At 70.1% G+C, this 19,063-nt stretch carries 15 protein-coding genes; 8 read left to right on the top strand and 7 right to left on the bottom strand.

Going from position 1 to position 19,063, the window contains the following annotated elements:
- Positions 1-27 precede the first annotated feature (27 nt).
- Together ACZ4WS_RS28885 and ACZ4WS_RS28890 are read right to left on the bottom strand one after the other, a co-directional pair.
- Complete coding sequence (locus ACZ4WS_RS28885; RefSeq protein ID WP_467984892.1) at positions 28-378, bottom strand: hypothetical protein; 351 nt, start codon at positions 376-378, stop codon at positions 28-30.
- A 94-nt stretch (positions 379-472) separates the two neighbouring features.
- The gene (locus ACZ4WS_RS28890) at positions 473-1,426 is read right to left on the bottom strand and encodes a heme o synthase (RefSeq protein ID WP_467985002.1); all 954 of its coding nucleotides are present in this window, start codon (positions 1,424-1,426) and stop codon (positions 473-475) included.
- 379 nt (positions 1,427-1,805) lie between these two features.
- Between ACZ4WS_RS28890 and tkt the strand changes: the two genes are divergently transcribed.
- Genes tkt through pgl form a run of 5 tightly spaced genes read left to right on the top strand, consistent with a single transcriptional unit; the run spans position 1,806 to position 8,423 of the window.
- The gene (gene tkt / locus ACZ4WS_RS28895; protein ID WP_467984893.1) at positions 1,806-3,908 is read left to right on the top strand and encodes a transketolase; all 2,103 of its coding nucleotides are present in this window, start codon (positions 1,806-1,808) and stop codon (positions 3,906-3,908) included.
- A gap of 34 nt (positions 3,909-3,942) precedes the next feature.
- Positions 3,943-5,061, top strand: a complete 1,119-nt coding sequence (gene tal, locus ACZ4WS_RS28900) for a transaldolase (RefSeq protein ID WP_467984895.1) — start codon at positions 3,943-3,945, stop codon at positions 5,059-5,061.
- A 1-nt stretch (position 5,062) separates the two neighbouring features.
- Complete coding sequence (zwf, locus tag ACZ4WS_RS28905; RefSeq protein ID WP_467985003.1) at positions 5,063-6,589, top strand: glucose-6-phosphate dehydrogenase; 1,527 nt, start codon at positions 5,063-5,065, stop codon at positions 6,587-6,589.
- Complete coding sequence (opcA, locus tag ACZ4WS_RS28910) at positions 6,586-7,644, top strand: glucose-6-phosphate dehydrogenase assembly protein OpcA (protein ID WP_467984896.1); 1,059 nt, start codon at positions 6,586-6,588, stop codon at positions 7,642-7,644. The genes zwf and opcA overlap by 4 nt, the downstream gene beginning before the upstream one ends.
- Positions 7,641-8,423, top strand: a complete 783-nt coding sequence (gene pgl, locus ACZ4WS_RS28915; protein ID WP_467984898.1) for a 6-phosphogluconolactonase — start codon at positions 7,641-7,643, stop codon at positions 8,421-8,423. The genes opcA and pgl overlap by 4 nt, the downstream gene beginning before the upstream one ends.
- 121 nt (positions 8,424-8,544) lie before the next feature.
- Here pgl and ACZ4WS_RS28920 read toward each other — a convergent pair whose 3' ends face one another.
- From ACZ4WS_RS28920 to ACZ4WS_RS28940, 5 genes are all read right to left on the bottom strand, one after another.
- Positions 8,545-9,384 (bottom strand): carbohydrate ABC transporter permease, encoded by an 840-nt coding sequence (locus ACZ4WS_RS28920; protein WP_189187563.1) that lies wholly within the window; start codon positions 9,382-9,384, stop codon positions 8,545-8,547.
- Positions 9,381-10,739, bottom strand: a complete 1,359-nt coding sequence (locus tag ACZ4WS_RS28925; RefSeq protein ID WP_467984901.1) for an ABC transporter permease — start codon at positions 10,737-10,739, stop codon at positions 9,381-9,383. Before ACZ4WS_RS28925 ends, ACZ4WS_RS28920 begins: the two co-directional genes overlap by 4 nt.
- A gap of 5 nt (positions 10,740-10,744) precedes the next feature.
- Complete coding sequence (locus tag ACZ4WS_RS28930) at positions 10,745-12,070, bottom strand: ABC transporter substrate-binding protein (protein ID WP_467984903.1); 1,326 nt, start codon at positions 12,068-12,070, stop codon at positions 10,745-10,747.
- An 86-nt stretch (positions 12,071-12,156) separates the two neighbouring features.
- Entirely contained in the window at positions 12,157-13,830 is a 1,674-nt protein-coding gene (locus ACZ4WS_RS28935; RefSeq protein WP_467984905.1) for a glycoside hydrolase family 13 protein, read from the bottom strand.
- 161 nt (positions 13,831-13,991) lie between these two features.
- Positions 13,992-15,266 (bottom strand): ABC transporter substrate-binding protein, encoded by a 1,275-nt coding sequence (locus tag ACZ4WS_RS28940; RefSeq protein WP_467984907.1) that lies wholly within the window; start codon positions 15,264-15,266, stop codon positions 13,992-13,994.
- Between the two features lie 154 nt (positions 15,267-15,420).
- Between ACZ4WS_RS28940 and ACZ4WS_RS28945 the strand changes: the two genes are divergently transcribed.
- From ACZ4WS_RS28945 to ACZ4WS_RS28955, 3 genes are all read left to right on the top strand, one after another.
- Positions 15,421-15,936 carry a PadR family transcriptional regulator gene (locus ACZ4WS_RS28945; protein WP_467984909.1) on the top strand — a complete coding sequence of 172 codons (516 nt, stop codon included), beginning with the start codon at positions 15,421-15,423 and terminating at the stop codon, positions 15,934-15,936.
- Positions 15,933-16,703, top strand: coding sequence for an ABC transporter ATP-binding protein (locus ACZ4WS_RS28950; RefSeq protein ID WP_467984911.1), 771 nt, complete (start codon positions 15,933-15,935; stop codon positions 16,701-16,703). The genes ACZ4WS_RS28945 and ACZ4WS_RS28950 overlap by 4 nt, the downstream gene beginning before the upstream one ends.
- A 66-nt stretch (positions 16,704-16,769) precedes the next feature.
- Complete coding sequence (locus ACZ4WS_RS28955) at positions 16,770-19,061, top strand: ABC transporter permease (RefSeq protein WP_467984913.1); 2,292 nt, start codon at positions 16,770-16,772, stop codon at positions 19,059-19,061.
- Positions 19,062-19,063: the final 2 nt, after the last annotated feature.

Consider the following 19,063-nt stretch of genomic DNA (forward strand, 5'->3'; position numbering starts at 1 on the left):
ATAACAGATATTGTCAGCCGTCAGCCGCTACTTGCCCCCGCCGAGCTGAATCCCCGCCATCCGCTTCCACTCGTACGGTCCGGTCTCCACCTTCGCCGCGAACTCCCCGTCGAACGCCTCGTGCACCGCGATCCCGGCCTTCTTCACGGCCTGCTCGGCGATCTCGTACGTGGGCGCCACGAGGTCGCCCCATCCGCCGTCCTCGCCGACGAGCACGATCCGGGCGCCGCGCTGCCCGATGTACTCCACGTGCCCCTCAGCCCCGCCGTGCTCCTTGCCGAAGGCGCTGATCTGCTTGGCGAGCTTGGCCGCCTTGCGCTCGGCCTTGGCGTCCTGGGCGGCGCCGGGGGTCTCGTCAACCTGCTGGGTGTCTGCCATGGCCAGGATGCTACCGACGGGTAGATCAAACGGCGACGGGTGGGGTGCGTGGCCTTGACCACGCACCCCACCCGTCGGGAAGTCCCGGAAGCGGCTAACGCAGGAAGGGGTCCACCGCGACGGCCACGAAGAGGATCGACACGTAGGTGATGGACCAGTGGAACAGCCGCATCTCCTTCAGCTTCCCGCCCGTCACCTCGACCTTGGCGCGGTTCTGCAGACCGTGCGCCTCCCACAGCCAGAACCCGCCGGCGCCGAGCGCGACCGCCGTGTAGAACCAGCCGGTGTAGCCGAGCGGGGTGAGGAGCAGCGAGACCGCGACCATCACCCAGCTGTAGATGACGATCTGGCGGGCGACCACCTTGTTGGAGGCGACCACCGGCAGCATCGGCACGCCCACGCGCGCGTAGTCGTCCTTGACCTTCATGGACAGCGGCCAGTAGTGCGGCGGCGTCCAGAAGAACATCACGAGGAAGAGGATGACGGGCGCCCACGACATGGAGTTCGTGACGGACGACCAGCCGATGAGTACCGGGAGACAGCCCGCGATGCCGCCCCACACGATGTTCTGCGACGTACGGCGCTTGAGGATCATCGTGTAGACGACCACGTAGAAGAGGAGCGCTCCGAGCGACAGCCACGCCGACAGCCAGTTGACCGCCAGGCCGAACAGCAGCGTCGAGACGACCGCCAGCGAGATGCCGAAGGCAAGGCACTCGCGCGGGCTGACCATGCCGGTGACCAGCGGCCGCTGCGAGGTGCGCTCCATCAGGGCGTCGATGTCACGGTCGATGTACATGTTCAGCGCGTTGGCGCCACCCGCCGACAGATAGCCGCCGAGGCACGTGAGAAGGACCAGCTTCAGGTCGGGCACACCTTGCTGAGCCAGAAACATCACCGGAACGGTGGTGATCAGCAGAAGCTCGATGATTCGCGGCTTGGTCAGCGCCACGAAAGCTTTGACACGGGCCCCGAACGGCCGCTGGCCCCGGCTGCTGCTCGACTCGAGCACCCCCGCTGGACGGGATTCGACGGCCGTCACGCACACCCCTGACAGAGACATCCCAGCAAGCCCCCGGGTGTGAACTCCCCGTAAAGGCTCGCGCGTACCACGCCACTGTAGACGTTGCCTATACCCCGGCCTTCGCGGGGGTGGGGTCGTGTTGAGGGGCGTCGTACCAGGGGCGCAGCAGGGCGCGCACAACGGGCGTAGTGGGGCTCGATTGAGCACTCTTTCGAGCGGCTCCGTATTCAGTTGCCGAACACGGAACGGAGCAGTCGGGAGGCGGATCTCCGATAGTCCCGGCAGTCTGGAATGACTCGAAAAAACGCACGTACTTACGGGGGTAGGCTCGACAACGGCCGGTGGGCGCCCAGTGCACCGGCATTCGACATGTGGAACATGTGGAGAGGAGCCCTGACCCAGGGTGAGCACCAAGCCGACCACCACAGACCTCGAGTGGACCGAGTTGGATCAGCGGGCCGTCGACACCGCCCGCGTCCTGGCCGCCGATGCCGTACAGAAGGTCGGCAACGGCCATCCCGGTACGGCGATGAGCCTGGCGCCTGCCGCGTACACCCTCTTCCAGAAGGTGATGCGGCACGACCCGGCGGATGCCGACTGGACCGGACGCGACCGCTTCGTACTGTCCGCGGGCCACTCGTCCCTTACTCTCTACACCCAGCTCTACCTGGCCGGTTTCGGCCTGGAGCTGGACGACTTGAAGGCGTTCCGTACGTGGGGCTCCAAGACGCCGGGTCACCCCGAGTACGGGCACACCACCGGTGTGGAGACGACGACCGGCCCGCTCGGCCAGGGTGTCGCCAACGCCGTGGGCATGGCGATGGCTTCCCGCTACGAGCGCGGTCTGTTCGACCCGGAGGCGGCCCCCGGCACCTCCCCGTTCGACCACTTCATCTTCGCCATCGCCGGTGACGGCTGCCTCCAGGAGGGCATCTCCGCGGAGACGTCCTCGCTGGCCGGCCACCAGAAGCTCGGCAACCTGATCCTGCTGTGGGACGACAACCACATCTCGATCGAGGGCGACACGGAGACCGCGGTCTCCGAGGACACGGTCAAGCGGTACGAGGCGTACGGCTGGCACGTGCAGCGCGTGGCCCCGAAGCCGGACGGCGACCTGGACCCGCACGCCATCTACAACGCGATCGAGGCCGCGAAGAAGGTGACGGACAAGCCGTCCTTCATCGCGATGCGCTCGATCATCGCCTGGCCCGCCCCGAACGCGCAGAACACCGAGGCCGCGCACGGTTCGGCGCTCGGCGACGACGAGGTCGCGGCCACCAAGCGTGTCCTCGGCTTCGACCCGGAGAAGTCCTTCGAGGTCGCCGACGAGGTTCTCGCGCACACGCGTGAGGCCCTCGACCGCGGCCGCGAGGCCAAGGCCGAGTGGGAGAAGGGCTTCGCGGCCTGGCGTACCGCCAACCCGGAGCGCGCCGCCGAGTTCGACCGGATCGCCGCGGGCGAGCTGCCGGCCGGCTGGGAGGAGAAGCTCCCGGTCTTCGAGGAGGGCAAGGGTGTCGCCACGCGTGCCGCGTCCGGCAAGGTGCTGCAGGCGCTCGGCGCGGTGATCCCCGAGCTGTGGGGCGGCTCCGCCGACCTCGCGGGCTCGAACAACACCACGATCGACAAGAACAGCTCGTTCCTCCCGGCGGACAATCCGCTGCCGGGGGCGAACCCGTACGGCCGTACGATCCACTTCGGCATCCGCGAGCACTCCATGGCCGCGGAGATGAACGGCATCGCGCTGCACGGCAACACCCGCATCTACGGCGGCACCTTCCTGGTGTTCTCCGACTACATGCGCAACGCCGTACGCCTTTCCGCGCTGATGCACGCGCCGGTGACGTACGTGTGGACGCACGACTCCATCGGCCTCGGCGAGGACGGCCCGACGCACCAGCCGGTCGAGCACCTGGCCTCGCTGCGCGCCATCCCCGGCCTCAATGTGGTCCGTCCCGCGGACGCCAACGAGACCGCGATCGCCTGGCGCGAGGTTCTCAAGCGCTACACGAAGGTGTTCGGCAAGGGCGCCCCGCACGGCCTCGCGCTGACCCGTCAGGGCGTGCCGACGTACGAGTGGAACGAGGATGCCGCCAAGGGCGGTTACGTGCTCTTCGAGGCTGAAGGGCCCGAAGGGCAGAGCACAGCGCCCGAGGTCATCCTGATCGGCACCGGCTCCGAGGTGCACGTCGCCGTCGAGGCGCGCGAGCAGCTCCAGGCCGCGGGCGTCCCGACGCGGGTCGTGTCCATGCCGTGCGTGGAGTGGTTCGAGGAGCAGGACCAGGGGTACCGGGACAGCGTCCTGCCGCCGTCGGTGAAGGCGCGCGTCTCGGTCGAGGCCGGTATCGGTCTGACCTGGCACCGGTTCGTCGGGGACGCCGGACGCATTGTTTCGCTGGAGCACTTCGGTGCTTCGGCCGACGGCAAGGTGCTCTTCCGCGAATTCGGCTTCACTGCCGAGAACGTCGCCAATGCCGCCCGGGAATCGATCGCCGCAGCCCAGCGCTGACGCTGGTATACGACACGTAGGAGATGCAATTTCCATGACAGACGCACTCAAGCGCCTCTCCGAGGAAGGCGTCGCGATCTGGCTGGACGACCTGTCGCGCAAGCGGATCACGTCCGGCAATCTGGCCGAACTGATCGACCAGCAGCACGTCGTGGGCGTCACCACCAACCCGTCGATCTTCCAGAAGGCGATCAGCAGCGGCGACGGTTACGAGCAGCAGCTCGCCGACCTCGCCGCCCGCAAGGTCACCGTCGAAGAAGCGATCCGCATGATCACGACGGCGGACGTCCGTGACGCCGCCGACATCCTGCGCCCGGTCTTCGAGGCGACCGGCGGCCAGGACGGCCGGGTCTCGATCGAGGTCGACCCGCGTCTGGCGCACAACACGAAGGCGACCATCGCCGAGGCCAAGCAACTGGCCTGGCTGGTGGACCGTCCCAACACGCTCATCAAGATCCCGGCGACCAGGGCGGGTCTGCCCGCGATCACCGAGACCATCGGCAGGGGCATCAGCGTCAACGTCACGCTGATCTTCTCGCTGGAGCGCTACCGCGAGGTCATGGACGCGTACCTCGCGGGCCTGGAGAAGGCCAAGGCCGCCGGCCTCGACCTCTCCAAGATCTACTCGGTGGCGTCCTTCTTCGTGTCCCGCGTGGACACCGAGATCGACAAGCGGCTCGACGCACTCGGCACCCCCGAGGCGAAGGCCGCCCGCGGCAAGGCGGGTCTCGCCAACGCCCGGCTCGCCTACCAGGCGTACGAGGAGGTCTTCTCCTCCGACCGCTGGGCCGCCCTCGACAAGGCGCAGGCCAACAAGCAGCGTCCGCTGTGGGCCTCGACCGGTGTCAAGGACCCGGCGTACAAGGACACCCTGTACGTCGACGACCTGGTCGCGCCGAACACGGTGAACACCATGCCGGAGGCGACGCTGTTCGCCACCGAGGACCACGGTCAGATCACCGGCAACACCATCGCCGGTACGTACGAGCAGTCCCGCGCCGAGCTCGACGCGGTCGAGAAGCTCGGGATCTCGTACGACGACGTGGTCCAGCTTCTGGAGGACGAGGGCGTCGACAAGTTCGAGGCGTCCTGGAACGACCTGCTCAAGTCGACCGAGGCGGAGCTCCAGCGCCTCGCCCCCTCGGAGGGCTGAAATCTTGTCAAGCAGCAACCCGCTGCGTGACCCCGCAGACCGACGGCTCCCGCGTATCGCGGGGCCGTCGGGCCTGGTCATCTTCGGCGTCACGGGCGATTTGTCACGTAAAAAGCTGATGCCCGCGGTGTATGACCTCGCCAACCGGGGTCTGTTGCCGCCGGGCTTCTCGCTCGTCGGCTTCGCCCGCCGTGAGTGGGCCCACGAGGACTTCGCTCAGGAGGTCCACGACGCGGTCAAGGAGCACGCCCGGACGCCCTTCCGCGAGGAGGTCTGGCAGCAGCTCGTCCAGGGCATGCGCTTCGTGCAGGGCACCTTCGACGACGACGACGCCTTCGACCGGCTGCGCTCCACCATCGACGAGCTGGACAAGGCACAGGGCACGGGCGGCAACTTCGCCTTCTACCTCTCCGTGCCGCCGTCCGCCTTCCCGGTGGTCATCAAGCAGCTGAAGAAGCACAACCTGGCCGACCAGTCGAACGGCTCCTGGCGCCGTGCGGTGATCGAGAAGCCCTTCGGCCACGACCTCAAGTCGGCCGAGGAGCTCAACTCGGTCGTCCACCAGGTCTTCGCGCCCGACCAGGTCTTCCGCATCGACCACTACCTGGGCAAGGAGACCGTCCAGAACATCCTGGCGCTCCGCTTCGCCAACCAGATGTTCGAGCCGATCTGGAACCGGTCGTACGTCGACCACGTGCAGATCACGATGGCCGAAGACATCGGCATCGGCGGCCGAGCCGGCTACTACGACGGCATCGGCGCCGCCCGTGACGTCATCCAGAACCACCTGCTCCAGCTGATGGCCCTCACGGCCATGGAGGAGCCCGCCTCCTTCGACGCGGACGCGCTCGCCGCCGAGAAGACCAAGGTGCTCGGTGCGGTGAGGCTGCCGAAGGACCTGGGCAGGAACACGGTCCGCGGGCAGTACGCGGCGGGCTGGCAGGGCGGCGAGAAGGCCGTCGGCTACCTCGAGGAAGACGGTATCGACCCCAAGTCGAAGACCGACACGTATGCCGCGATCAAGGTGGAGGTGGACAACCGCCGCTGGGCGGGCGTCCCGTTCTATCTGCGCACCGGCAAGCGCCTCGGCCGCCGCGTCACCGAGATCGCGGTCGTCTTCCAGCGCGCCCCGCACTCCCCCTTCGACCACACGGCGACGGAGGAACTGGGCCAGAACGCGATCGTCATCCGCGTCCAGCCCGACGAGGGCATCACGGTCCGCTTCGGCTCCAAGGTGCCCGGCACCTCCATGGAGATCCGGGACGTCTCGATGGACTTCGCCTACGGCGAGTCGTTCACGGAGTCCAGCCCGGAGGCGTACGAGCGGCTGATCCTCGACGTCCTGCTCGGCGACTCGAACCTCTTCCCGCGCACCGAGGAGGTCGAGCTGTCCTGGAACATCCTCGACCCGATCGAGCAGTACTGGGACAAGCACGGCAAGCCCGCGCAGTACCCCGCGGGCACGTGGGGCCCGGTCGAGGCGGACGAAATGCTCGAACGAGACGGACGGAGCTGGCGTCGCCCATGAAGACCGATCTCACGGACACCACGGCCAGCAAGATCAACAAGGCGCTCGTGCAGGGCCGCCGCGCCATCGGCACGCCTGCCGTCGGCATGGTGCTCACCCTGGTCATCGTCACCGACGAGGAGAACGCCTACGACGCCTTGAAGGCCGCCAACGAGGCCTCGCGCGAGCACCCCTCGCGCACTCTCGTGGTCATCAAGCGCGTCTCGCGCTCGCCCCGCGACCGCACGAAGTCGCGTCTCGACGCCGAGGTGCGGCTCGGCGTGGAGGCGGGCACCGGTGAGACGGTGGTGCTGCGCCTGTACGGCGAGGTCGCCAACCACGCCGACTCCGTGGTGCTCCCCCTGCTCCTGCCGGACGCCCCTGTCGTCGTCTGGTGGCCGGTGAACGCGCCGCTCGACCCGGCCAAGGACCCGCTCGGCGCGCTGGCCCAGCGCAGGGTGACCGACACCTACGCCGCCGAGTCCCCGGTACGGGAGCTGAACGCCCGCGCCGACGCCTACACCCCCGGCGACACGGACCTGTCGTGGACCCGCATCACGCCCTGGCGCTCGATGCTGGCCGCGGCCCTGGACCAGGTCATCTGCGAGGTGGACGCGGTCGAGGTGGAGGGCGAGGAGTTCAACCCGAGCTGCGAGCTGCTCGCCATGTGGCTCGCGGACCGCCTCGACGTCCCCGTCAAGCGCTCCCGGTCCTCCGGCCCCGGCCTCACCGCCGTCCGGCTGGACACGAGCTGCGGCCCGATCGTCCTGGACCGGGCCGACGGTTCCCTGGCGACGCTGTCCATCGAGGGCCAGCCCGACCGTGCGGTGGCGCTCAAGCGCCGCGAGACGGCCGAGCTGATCGCGGAGGAGCTGCGGCGGCTCGACCCGGACGACACGTACGCGTCGGCGCTGCGATACGGGGTGGACCGGCTGAACGTGCCGGCGGCGGAGGCCTCCAAGGAGGCCGCGGCGCCGGTTGCGGTCAAGACGGCGACGAAGGCTCCCACGAAGGCGACCGCGGCCAAGAAGGCCCCGGCCAAGAGGGCTCCCGCGAAGAAGGCGGCGGCCAAGTGAGTACTCCGCAGCTCGTCGTCCACCGCGACAAGGAGCTGATGGCCCAGGCCGCCGCGGCCCGGCTGATCACGAAGATCGTGGACGCCCAGGCCTCGCGCGGCTACGCCTCGGTCGTGCTCACGGGCGGCCGCAACGGCAACGGGCTCCTTGCGGCGCTCGCGGAAGCGCCCGCCCGGGACGCGATCGACTGGGGCCGCCTCGACCTGTGGTGGGGCGACGAGCGGTTCCTGCCCGAGGGCGACCCGGACCGCAATGACACGCAGGCTCGGGCGGCGCTGCTCGACTCGGTGCCGGTGGATCCCGCGCGGGTGCACGCGATGCCCGTGTCCGACGGTCCGTACGGCGCCGACGTGGACGCGGCGGCGGAGGCGTACGCCGCCGAGCTCGCGAAGGCCGCGGGCCCCGAGAACCATGGCTCGGTCCCGACCTTCGACGTCCTGATGCTGGGTGTCGGGCCCGACACGCACGTGGCCTCGCTCTTCCCGGAGCTGCCCGCGGTGCGGGAGACGGAGCGGACGGTGGTCGGCGTGCATGGCGCGCCGAAGCCGCCGCCGACCCGGGTCTCGCTCACCCTTCCCGCGATCCGCTCCGCCCGTGAGGTCTGGCTCCTCGCGGCCGGCGAGGACAAGGCCCAGGCCGCGGCGATCGCCCTGTCGGGCGCGGGCGAGATCCAGGCCCCGGCCGCCGGCGCCTACGGCCGCTCCCGCACCCTGTGGCTCCTGGACGCGGCGGCCGCCTCCCAGCTGCCGCGCTCGCTGTATCCGCCGGCTTCTTCCTGAGCCCTGAGCCCTGAGCCGTGCGCTTGCGATGCTCGGCGCGGGTTCGCGTCCCGGTCACCCGCTCAACCAGAAAGCCCCAGGTCGACGACCTGGGGCTTTCTTCGTCCGTCCTCGGAAGAGCTCACTTCACCGACCCCGCCATCACCCCCTGCACAAAGTGCCGCTGGAAAGCGAAGAACACGACCACCGGTACCACCAGGGACAGAAACGCCCCGGGCGCGAGCACATCGATGTTGCTCCCGAACTGCCGAATCTGCGACTGGAGTTCAACAGTCAGCGGCTGCGAGGAGCTGTCGGCGAAGAGCAGGGCGACCAGCATGTCGTTCCAGACCCAGAGGAACTGGAAGATGGCGAGGCTGGCGATGGCCGGCCGCCCCACCGGCAGCACGAGCCGCGTGAAGATACGCCACTCGGTGCCCCCGTCCATGCGCGCCGCCTCCAGCATCTCCCGCGGCATCTCGGCGAAGTAGTTGCGCAACAGGAAGATCGCGAACGGCAGCCCGTACGACACATGGAAGAGGACGACACCCGGAATCGTGCCGAACAGGCCCAGCTGGCCGAAGAGTTTGGCCACTGGCAGCAGACCGATCTGCACCGGCACCACCAACAGCGCGACCACCAGCAGGAAGAGCGGCTCGCGCCCCGGGAAGTCCAGCCACGCGAAGGCGTATCCGGCGAGCGCGGCGAGGACGACGACGAGGAAGGTCGCCGGCACGGAGATCAGTACGGTGTTCCAGAACGCCCGCGTCATCCCCGAATTGCCCAGCAGCGCCGAGTAGTTGTCGAAGGACAGCTGCCCGGGGCTCTTCAACGCGGTCCACCAGCCCCCCTTCGCCGTGTCCTGAGCGGATCGCAGCGAGGACACGAACAGTCCCGCGAGCGGGGTGAGCCACACCAGACCCACGACGACGAGAAACGCCTGCACCAGGCTGTTGCCGAGCCCTCGCCTGAGCGCGTTCATCGTTGACTCCCTCGGAAACGGCGGACGTTGAAGACCATGGCGGGGATGACGAGAAGCAGGAGCAGCACACCCAGCGCGCTGCCCAGGCCCTGGTTGTTGCCGCCACCGAAGGACACCAGCCACATCTGGGTGGCCAGTACGGTGGCGTCCTCCTGCACCGGGCCCGGCGCGATGATGTAGACGAGGTCGAAGACCTTCATCACGTTGATCACCAGGGTCACGAAGACCACGGTGAGAACGGGCGCGAGCAGCGGAACGGTGATCCGGCGGAAGATCTGCCACTCGTTCGCCCCGTCCATCCGGGCCGCCTCCAGCGCGTCGCGCGGCAGCGCGGCCAGCCCCGCGCCGATCAGGACCATGGCGAATCCGGTCCAGATCCACAGGTAGGCGCCGATGATGGCGGGCGTGACGAGCGCGGGTCCCAGCCAGGAGACGCCCTCGTACGGCGGGGCGAAGTTCGACGCGGGCAGCCGCACGGTGTACGAGCCCGAGCCGAGGTCCTGGAAGCGGAAGGAGCCGTCGGCCGCGGTGGTGGTGCTCGCGACCGTCTTCCCGTCGCGCACCGCCTCGACCTTCATCTCCGGCAGCCCGCTCTCCTGCCGGTCGACCTTGCCCTGCTCCCCTCCCCCGCCGCGCGTGAAGTCCAGGTAGACGACGCCGCGTACCTCGTCGGCGGCCGCCTTCCGCGCCGCCGCCGCGTATGCGGGCCGCGCGCCCTGCGGCAGGTCCTTCGGGAGTACGCCGACCAGGCCGAGGTCGACGGTGTGGCCGGGGGACGCGGCAGCGGTCGTACGGTACGAGCCGTCGGCGCCCTTGGTCAGGCCCTGGCCGTCGCGGGCCCGGGCAGTCGGGTAGGACGACGTGCCCTTGAAGGCGTCGTGCACGGAGACGACGGCGGCGTTCAGGACGCCCTTGTCGGGGTCCTCGTCGTAGGCGAGCCGGAAGATGATGCCCGCGGCGAGGAAGGAGACGGCCATCGGCATGAACAGCAGCAGCTTGAACGCCGTTGCCCAGCGCACCTTTTCGACGAGGACGGCGAGCACGAGGCCGAGCCCGGTGAGCAGGGTCGGTGCGACAACCACCCAGATCGCGGTGTTGCGGACGGCCTTGAGCGTGGCGGGGTCGCGGAACATCTCGGTGTAGTTGTCACCGCCCACGAACCGGGTGCCGGACGCGTCGAAGAAGCTGCGGCCCACCGAGAACAGCACCGGGTACACGACGAGCGCGCCGAGCAGGAGCAGGGCGGGGAAGACGAAGGCGAGGGCGACGATCCGGCCGCGTCGCCGGGCCCGCCGCCGGCGATCGGCCATGGTGACCGGCGGCGGGCTCGCCTCTTTCAGGAGCGTGGCGGTCATGGCGATCAGCCCTGGTACGCCTTGGCCGCCGCGCTCTCGAGCTTGGCCGCGGTCCCCTTCGGGTCGGACGGGTCGCGGAGGAAGTCCTGGAGGAGCTTCCACTCGCCGGCGCCCTTGGTGCCGCCGAACGCGGCCGGGGCCTGGTCGGACATGTCGAAGCGGACCGAATCCCCGGCGGTGACAAGGGACTTGGCGGTCGCGCGGGTGACGTCGTCGCCGTAGGAGGAGAGGTCGAGCTTCTTGTTCGGGGAGAGGAAGCCGCCCGCCTTGGCCCACACCGCCGACGCTTCGGGGGTCGCCAGGTACTCCAGGAACTGCATGGCGGCCTTCTGGTTCTTGCCGTCCTTGAGGACGACGGCCGCGTCGCCGCCGCTGACCACGGGCGCCTTGCCGCCGCCGACCGCCGGGAAGGGGAAGAAGTTGGCGTCCTCGCCGATCTTCTTGCCGAACTGGTCCTTGGCGACTCCGGCGACGAAGTCGCCCTCGTAGACCATGCCGGCCTCGGGCTTGGGCCCGAAGACCTTCTCGACGGAGCCGGGGAAGTCGGTGTTCAGCGCCTCCTTCTGGCCGCCGGCTATCAGCTGCTTGTCCTTGAAGAGCTTGCCGAGGGTGGTGAGGGCCTCGACGACGGTCGGGTCGCTCCACTTGATCTTGTGGGCGGCCAGGGCGTCGTACTTCTCGGGTCCGGCCTGGGAGAGGTAGATGTTCTCGAACCAGTCGGTGAGCGTCCAGCCGTCCTGTCCGGCGACGGAGAAGGCCGCGAGGCCCGACTCGGAGACGGTGTGCCCGGCCTTCAGCATCGCGTCGTACGTCGTCGGCGGCTTGACGCCCGCCTGGTCGAGGGCGTCGGGGCTGTACCAGACGGTCGACTTGTGGGCGGCCTTGAAGTACAGGCCGTACAGGGTGCCGTCGACGCTGCCGTAGTTCTTCCACACGCTCGCGTAGTTGCTGTCGACGGACTGCTGGGTCGTCTTGGACAGCGGCTTGAGCCAGCCCTCCTTGGCGAACTGCTGGAGCACGCCGACCTGCGGGACCATCACCACGTCGGGGGCGTTGCCGCCCTCGATCTTGCTGCCGACGACGGTGGAGACGTTGTCGCCGGTGGACATGAACTGGGTCTTGGCGCCGGTCTTCTCGGTGAAGGCGTCCAGGACCTTCTGGAAGTTCTTCTGCTCGCTGCCGGACCAGACACCGGCCACGGTGATCGTCTGGCCGCTGAGCGACTTGCCGCCACCGCCCGCGGAGACGGGGCCGCCTCCACAGGCAGTGGCGCCGAGGGCGAGGGCGAGGGCGGTGCAGCTCGCGAGCAGGGTCGTACGTCGTCGCATCATCGTTGATGTCCCTTCGAGGGCGGGGAAATGGACGGGCAATCGGCAATCAGGAGGGGATGGGCTCACGCGTCGGTCGGTCGTGGGGCTCAGGGATTGGTGCAGTCGCTGATCCACCAGGCGGCCGTCGAGCCGGGCAGGACGCCGGGCGCGCAGGGGCCGCTGGACAGCAGCGGGGTGCCGGACACCGGCGCGGGGGTCGGCGCCGTACCGAAGTTGACGGCGCAGACCAGGCCGTCGCCGCGGACGAAGCCGAGGACGCCGGGCTGGGCGTCCAGCCAGCGCAGCGCTCCCTCGCCCAACTGGGGGAGATTTGCGCGCAGTTGGAGTCCGTCGCGGTAGAGGTGCCAGAAGGAGCGGGTGTCGGCGAGGGCGCGGTCGGTGGCGTACTCGGCGAAGTATGCGGGCTGCGGCAGCCACGGCTTGGCGCTCTCGACGCCCGAGGTGAAACCGAACGGCGAGGCGTGCCCCGACCACGGCAGCGGCACCCGGCAGCCGTCGCGGATCCGGGCGCGGCTACCGGTCCGGCGGAAGATCGGGTCGGTGAGCACGTCGTCGGGCAGGTCGACGACCTCGGGCAGCCCGAGCTCCTCGCCCTGGTAGATGTACGCGGCTCCGGGCAGCGCCAGCATCAGCAGCGCGGCGGCGCGGGCGCGGGCGGCGCCCAGGCCGCTGCCCTCGGTGCCCAGCTCGCCGTAGCGGGTGACCGTGCGGACCTGGTCGTGGTTGTTGAGCACCCAGGTGACCGTCGAGCCGGTGCCCGCGATGTCCTGCATGGCCTCGGATATGACCTTGCGGAAGGCGTCGGCGTTCCAGGGGGCGCTCAGCAGGTCGAAGAAGAAGGCCTGGTGCAGCTCGTCGTGGCGTACGTACTGGGCGTGTTCGCGAGCGGTCGGCACGGAGACCTCGCCGACGAGCAGCCGCTCCCGGCCGTCGCGGGCGGTGTACTCCTCGCACACCGACCGCCAGTGGCGCCAGACGTCGTGCACCTCGGGCTGGTTCCAGGCGAGCGGGTTGACCGAGTCGCGGGTGCGGGCGTCAGCCTCCGGGTCGGGCGAGTCCGGAAGCTCGGGGTGCTTGTAGAGGCCGGCGGCCACGTCGATGCGGAAGCCGTCGACGCCCCGGTCGAGCCAGAAGCGCAGCGCGTGGTCGAAGTGGGCGCCGACCTCGGGGTTGCGCCAGTTCAGGTCGGGCTGTTCGGGCGTGAACATGTGCAGGTACCACTGACCCGGGGTGCCGTCCTGCTCGGTGACCCGGCTCCAGGCGGGGCCGCCGAACATCGCGTGCCAGTTGTTGGGCGGCTCGGCCCCGTCCGGGCCCCGGCCGTCGGCGAAGTGGAAGCGGGCGCGGGCCGCGCTGCCCGGCGCCGAGACCAGTGCCTCCTGGAACCACGGGTGCTCGCTGGAGCAGTGGTTGGGGACGATGTCCAGGAGCACCTTGACGCCGAGGCGCCGGGCGTCCGTCATCAGCAGGTCGAACTCGGCGAGGTCGCCGAAGAGCGGGTCCACGTCGCAGTAGTCGGCGACGTCGTAGCCGTGGTCGTGCTGCGGCGAGGGGTAGAAGGGGCTCAGCCAGATGCCGTCGACCCCGAGCTTCTTCAGATACGGCAGTCCGGCCCGGACTCCGGCGAGATCGCCGATGCCGTCCCCGGTGCTGTCCAGAAAACTCCGGACGTACACCTGGTAGATCACTGCGTCGCGCCACCAGCGGTGCGTGTTGAGCTTCACCCGTTGACCTGTCTGTGCGTGCCTCCGGTTATGCATGCATGTTAGGTAGGCGTGTCGCACGGGTGTCAACGAGTAAGTGTCGCGCTTCAGGAAGTTGGAACTTTATATGCTGACTTTTCTACCCACCCAGGTCGAAGATGAGACGGGCGCGTTACCTAACATGTAACTAGGAGCCGCGAGCGCGGTGGGAAGAGGGCTCAGCCCCGACGCGAGATGTCCGCCAGCTCGCGCGCCAGCCGGCGCACCGCCGCCTCGGGTGTCTCGTGGCCCGTCAGCGCGTCGTGCACCACCGCCTGCACGGCCAGGCTGACCTGGTCGTAGCGGGGGCTCTTGGGACGCGGGGCCGCCGCGCGGACGCTCGCGCGCAGCGTCGGCAGATACGGGAACTCCCGGATCAGCTCCGGGTCCTGGTAGAGATCGGCCCGTACGGGCGGCAGCGCACCGCGCGTGAGGACCTGCCGCTGCACCCGCTCGCTCGTGAGGTACGTGATCAGGCGCGCGGCGGAGTCGGGGTGCCGGGCATGCGCGTTGACCGCGAGATTCGAGCCGCCGAGCACGCTCGTCCCCGGCCCGTCGGGTCCGGGCAGCGGCACCGCGCCGACCTTCCCGGCGACCGCGGAGCCCTTGGCGGAGGCGCTGACGTAGGCATACGGCCAGTTGCGCAGGAAGAGGAGATGGCCGTCCTGGAAGGCCTGTTTGGACTCCTGCTCCTTGTACGTGAGCGCCTTCTTCGGGATCCAGCCGTCGCGTACGCCGCGGGCGAGGAAGCCGATGCCCTCGCGGGCGGCCGCGGAGTCGACGGTGACGCGCTCGCCCTCGTCGCCGAGGATCGTGCCGCCCGCCGAGTAGACCGCCTCGGCGGCGTTCACCGTGAGCCCCTCGTAGGGCAGGAACTGGCCCGCGTAGCCGTCGAGTCCGTACTTCGGCGCGATGGTCTTCGCCTGTTTCTCCAGCTCGGCCCAGGTGCGCGGGGGCGCGACGCCCTCCTTGGCCAGGATGTCCTTGCGGTAGAGGAGGAGGCCGGCGTTGGTGACGTACGGGACGGCGTACAGCCTTCCGTCGTACGTCGCCGTGTTGACGACCGGCGACAGGAAGCCGCCGAGCGGGAAGCGCTCGCGCGGCAGTGGGGAGATCCAGCCCGCGGCGGCGAACTCCGAGGTCCAGGCGACGTCGATGTTGAGGACGTCGAAGCGGCTCCGGTCGCCGCCGCGCAGGTCGGTGGTCATCTGCGCGTGGGTCTCGTCCGCGGAGTCCGGGAGTTCGACGAGGGTGACCTTCTCGCCGGGGTGGGTGCGGTTCCAGCCGTCGAGCAGCGGACCCAGGTAGTTGGTGAGGTCACCGGCGGTGGCCAGCGTGAGCGGACCGCGGCCGCCGCCGTGCGCCCCGTCGGCCTGGGCGCCCGAGGCGACGTAACCGGACAGGACCACCGCCGCGACCAGGAGGCCCCTACCGGCGGCGCGTATCCACCGCATAGGTTCCTCCCTGTACACCGGCACCGAGCACCTTCGCCCGGAGTCAGAGGCCATGTATACCTGTTAGGTATGGGCGATACTAGGGCCTGCGGCACATTGGCCTCGGGCACGCGGGCCTGCGGCACATTACAAGGATGCGGGGAGGAGAGCACGAGTGCGGCTGTCCCTCCTGGCCCTGCTGGCGCGCGGCCCCGCCCACGGCTACGAGCTCAAGCAGGACCTTGAGCAACTGCTGGGTGCCGCGTACCCTCAGCCGAACGTCGGCCAGATCTATGTGACGCTCAGCCGCCTCGAGAAGTCGGGACTGATCGAGGGCGAGGAAGTCGAGCAGTCGAGCCGGCCCAACAAGAAGATCTATCACCTCACCGACGCCGGGCGTGAGGCGCTGCGCGCCTGGTACGAGGAGACGGCGGACGAGCCGCGGGTACGGGACGAGTTCTTCATGAAGCTCGCGCTCGCACCGCAGACCGGTCTCGCCGATCAGATCGCCCTGATCAACAAGCAGCGGCGCCAGTACCTGAACACCATGCGCGATCTGTCGAAGCTCGCCGCGGCCGAGAACCGGGACAACCGCATCTCCCAGCTGCTCATCGAGGGCGCCATGCTGCATCTGCAGGCCGATCTCGACTGGCTGGAGCGCTGCCAGGAGGAGTTGGAGGAGCTGGAATGAGCCGCACCGCTCCTGCGCCGCGCGTCGCGGACGCCCCCGTGCTGCGCGCCGAGGGCCTGGTCAAGACCCACTACGGCGAGGGCGCGCCCGCGCATGCCGTGCGTGGCGTGGATCTTGCCGTACGGAAGGGCGAGTTCGTGGCCGTCACGGGCCCGTCCGGTGCCGGGAAGTCGACCCTGCTGCATCTGCTCGGCGGGCTCGAGCGACCGGATTCCGGCAGCGTCTGGCTGGACGGCGAGTGCACGGACGCGTACAGCGAGGCGCGCTGGGCGGTCGAGCGCCGGCGCCGCATCGGCATCGTCTTCCAGTTCTTCAACCTGGTGTCGAACCTGTCGGTCGCCGACAACGTCGAGCTGCCCGCCCTGCTCGCCGGCCTCTCCCCCAAGCAGGCGCGCGCCGAGCGCGAGAAGCTCCTCGCCGAGCTGGGTCTGGAGGGCAAGGAGCGCAGCATGCCGGGCGAACTGTCCGGCGGCGAGCAGCAGCGCGTCGCACTCGCGCGGGCCCTGGTCAACCACCCGCCCCTGCTGCTCGCCGACGAACCCGCGGGCAGCCTCGACAGCAAGGGCACCCGCGAGGTGACACGGTTGCTGTCCCGTTTCCACCAGCGCGGCCAGACCATCCTGCTGGTCACCCATGACGCACGGCTCGCCAGCGCCGCGGACCGGGTGATCAGCTTCTTCGACGGCCGCATCGCCGACGACGCGGCACTCGACGGCACACCGTCGCGGGGCGTGGGGATATCCGGCGTGCTGGAACTGAAGGACTGAGCCGCTGTGCGCGAGCCTCTGGCGAAGAACCGTTCCCTCGTACGCGAGCCGAGAGGCTGAGCGGGGATGCGAGCCACTCTCCGCTGGGCGCATGCCGATCTGCGGACGCATCGCGGCGAGGCGCTGTTCATCGTGCTCGCCACCGCCGGGATCGTCGCCTCGCTGCTGCTGGCCACGGCGCTCTTCGGGTACGCGACCAACCCCTGGCAGCGCGTCTTCACCCAGTCGCACGGCGCGCACGTGTGGATCCACACCGGCCCGTCGGCCGATGCGCACAGGCTCGCCGACCTGGACGGAGTCGAGTCCGTCGCGGGCCCGTACCCCACCACCGCCGCCACCGTCGAGTCACGCGGCACCCGCGCCTCCGTCGAACTGCGCGGCGCCGTCGAACCACCCGCGACCGGTCGCCCGCTGCTCACCTCCGGCCGCTGGCTCGACCCCGCCGCGCCGGACGGCGTGGTCCTGGAGAGCAGCCTCGCCCGGGCGCTCTGGGCCGAGCCGGGCGACACCGTCACCGTGCCGGGCACCGCACGGACCCTGACCGTCCTGGGCGTCGCCGACAGCGCCGAGCCCCGCTACAGCCACGGCGAGCGCTCGGGCCTCGTATGGGCGCTCCCGTCCGCCGTGCAGGGCACCGCCGGGCGCACCGGCCAGGTGATCGGGCTGCGGCTGACCGATCCGGGCGACACGGACTACGCCGTCCAGCGGGCCGTCACGCTCCTCGGCGCCGGAGCGGTCACCGAGGTCTCCTCCTGGCAGCAGGCACGGGCCGAGGCACAGGGCGACAACCGGCTGCTGGGGCAGGTGCTGGGCCTGTTCGGCCTCGGCGCGCTGCTAGCCGCCGCGCTCGCCGTGCACGGAGCGATCGGCACCCGGATCCGCGGCCATCTGCGGGACATCTCGGTGCTGAAGGCGATCGGTTTCACGCCTGGCCAGGTGGTGCGGATCTTCCTGCTCCAGCACGTGGCGTTCGCGCTGCTGGGCGCCGTGCTCGCCGCCGCGCTCTGCGAGACGTTGGGCAGCCGGATTCCGGGGCGTCTCGGCGACGCGGTCGGTGTCTGGCAAGGGCTGCCGGGGCACACGGCGGCCCTCGTCGCGATACCTGTGGCCGCGGTGCTGTTCATCGCCGCGACGACCGGACTCGCCGCATGGCGTGCCGGACGGGTGCCGCCGGTGCCGGGGCTGCGGGCCGCGGCGCCGCTCGGCGGGCGGCTGTCCGGGCTGGCGCGCGGGGCGCTCGGGCTGCGGCTGCCGTCCGCGCTGGTCCTGGGCTGGCACAAGGCGTTCACACGACGGCCGCGCTCGCTGGCCACGGTCGCCCGCCTCGCGCTGCCGCTGCTGCTGATCGTGGTGGCCATGAGCGCGTGGACCACCATCGACCGCTTCCACAGCAGGCCCGAGCAGATCGGTCTCGCGGCCGCGCTCACGGTGCGAGCGGACGAGAGCCTGAGCGACCCGGACGTACGGGCCCTGCTGGCCCGGAACCCGCAGGTCACCGCCGTCCACCCGGGCGTCGAGGTGGCCGCCCTGGTCCCCGGCCAGACGGGCACGATCGCACTGCGCGGGCTCGGCACCCGCCAGGACCCCTACCCGTTCTCGCTGGCCGAGGGCCGCCCCGCGCGCGGACCCGATGAGGCGGTGGCCGGTCAGGGACTGCTCGACCTGCTGGACGTCCACGTCGGCGACTGGGTGCGGATGACGGTGGGCGAACAGCCGCAGATCCTGCACATCGTGGGGCGCAGCATCGAGCCGGAGAACGGCGGCCGGGTCATCTCCACCTCGCTCGACACCCTCCGCGAGAACGACCCCGACCTCCGGCCGAGCCTCTACCAGCTCCAGCTGCGTCCCGGCGCCGACCCGCACAAAGTGGCGACCCAGCTGGCCACGGCCGCGCACGGGCGCTTCGACGTGCACACCGTGACCAACCCGGCCGACGGGCTCTCGCCGCTGCGCGGGGTCGTCGTGGGGCTGATCGCCGTACTGGCCCTGATCGGGCTCATCGAACTGCTCACCGCGATCGGCGGCACCGTGCGCGAGGGCGAGCGCGATCTGCTCGCCCTGAAGGCGATCGGGCTGACTCCGCGGCAGATCACCGCGGTCACCGTGACGGCGACGGGATGCACGGCCTTGGCAGCGGTCGTCGTCGGGACGGCGCTGGGGGTGCCCCTCGCGCATTGGCTGATCGACGCCCAGGGCAGGTCGAGCGGCATCGGCGCCGGCATCGCCCAGGGGCCCTCCCCCGTGCTTCTCCTGCTGTTCGGCACGGCCGCCGTGCTGGGGGCCGCCGCACTCGCCGCCCTGCCCGCGGCGCGAGCGGCCCGCCGACGACTGGCGGACACGCTCAGCGCGGTGGCTTGAGC

This window comes from Streptomyces sp. NPDC029292 (assembly GCF_055569295.1).

What these genes read in the sequence shown, in the direction of transcription:
- ACZ4WS_RS28920 (WP_189187563.1), bottom strand. Translation starts at nt 9,384, where the DNA reads ATGAACGCGCTCAGGCGAGGGCTCGGCAACAGCCTGGTGCAGGCGTTT.
- ACZ4WS_RS28935 (WP_467984905.1), bottom strand. Translation starts at nt 13,830, where the DNA reads ATGCATAACCGGAGGCACGCACAGACAGGTCAACGGGTGAAGCTCAAC.
- ACZ4WS_RS28955 (WP_467984913.1), top strand. Translation starts at nt 16,770, where the DNA reads ATGCGAGCCACTCTCCGCTGGGCGCATGCCGATCTGCGGACGCATCGC.
- ACZ4WS_RS28925 (WP_467984901.1), bottom strand. Translation starts at nt 10,739, where the DNA reads ATGACCGCCACGCTCCTGAAAGAGGCGAGCCCGCCGCCGGTCACCATG.
- ACZ4WS_RS28930 (WP_467984903.1), bottom strand. Translation starts at nt 12,070, where the DNA reads ATGATGCGACGACGTACGACCCTGCTCGCGAGCTGCACCGCCCTCGCC.
- tal (WP_467984895.1), top strand. Translation starts at nt 3,943, where the DNA reads ATGACAGACGCACTCAAGCGCCTCTCCGAGGAAGGCGTCGCGATCTGG.
- ACZ4WS_RS28885 (WP_467984892.1), bottom strand. Translation starts at nt 378, where the DNA reads ATGGCAGACACCCAGCAGGTTGACGAGACCCCCGGCGCCGCCCAGGAC.
- ACZ4WS_RS28950 (WP_467984911.1), top strand. Translation starts at nt 15,933, where the DNA reads ATGAGCCGCACCGCTCCTGCGCCGCGCGTCGCGGACGCCCCCGTGCTG.
- opcA (WP_467984896.1), top strand. Translation starts at nt 6,586, where the DNA reads ATGAAGACCGATCTCACGGACACCACGGCCAGCAAGATCAACAAGGCG.
- ACZ4WS_RS28940 (WP_467984907.1), bottom strand. Translation starts at nt 15,266, where the DNA reads ATGCGGTGGATACGCGCCGCCGGTAGGGGCCTCCTGGTCGCGGCGGTG.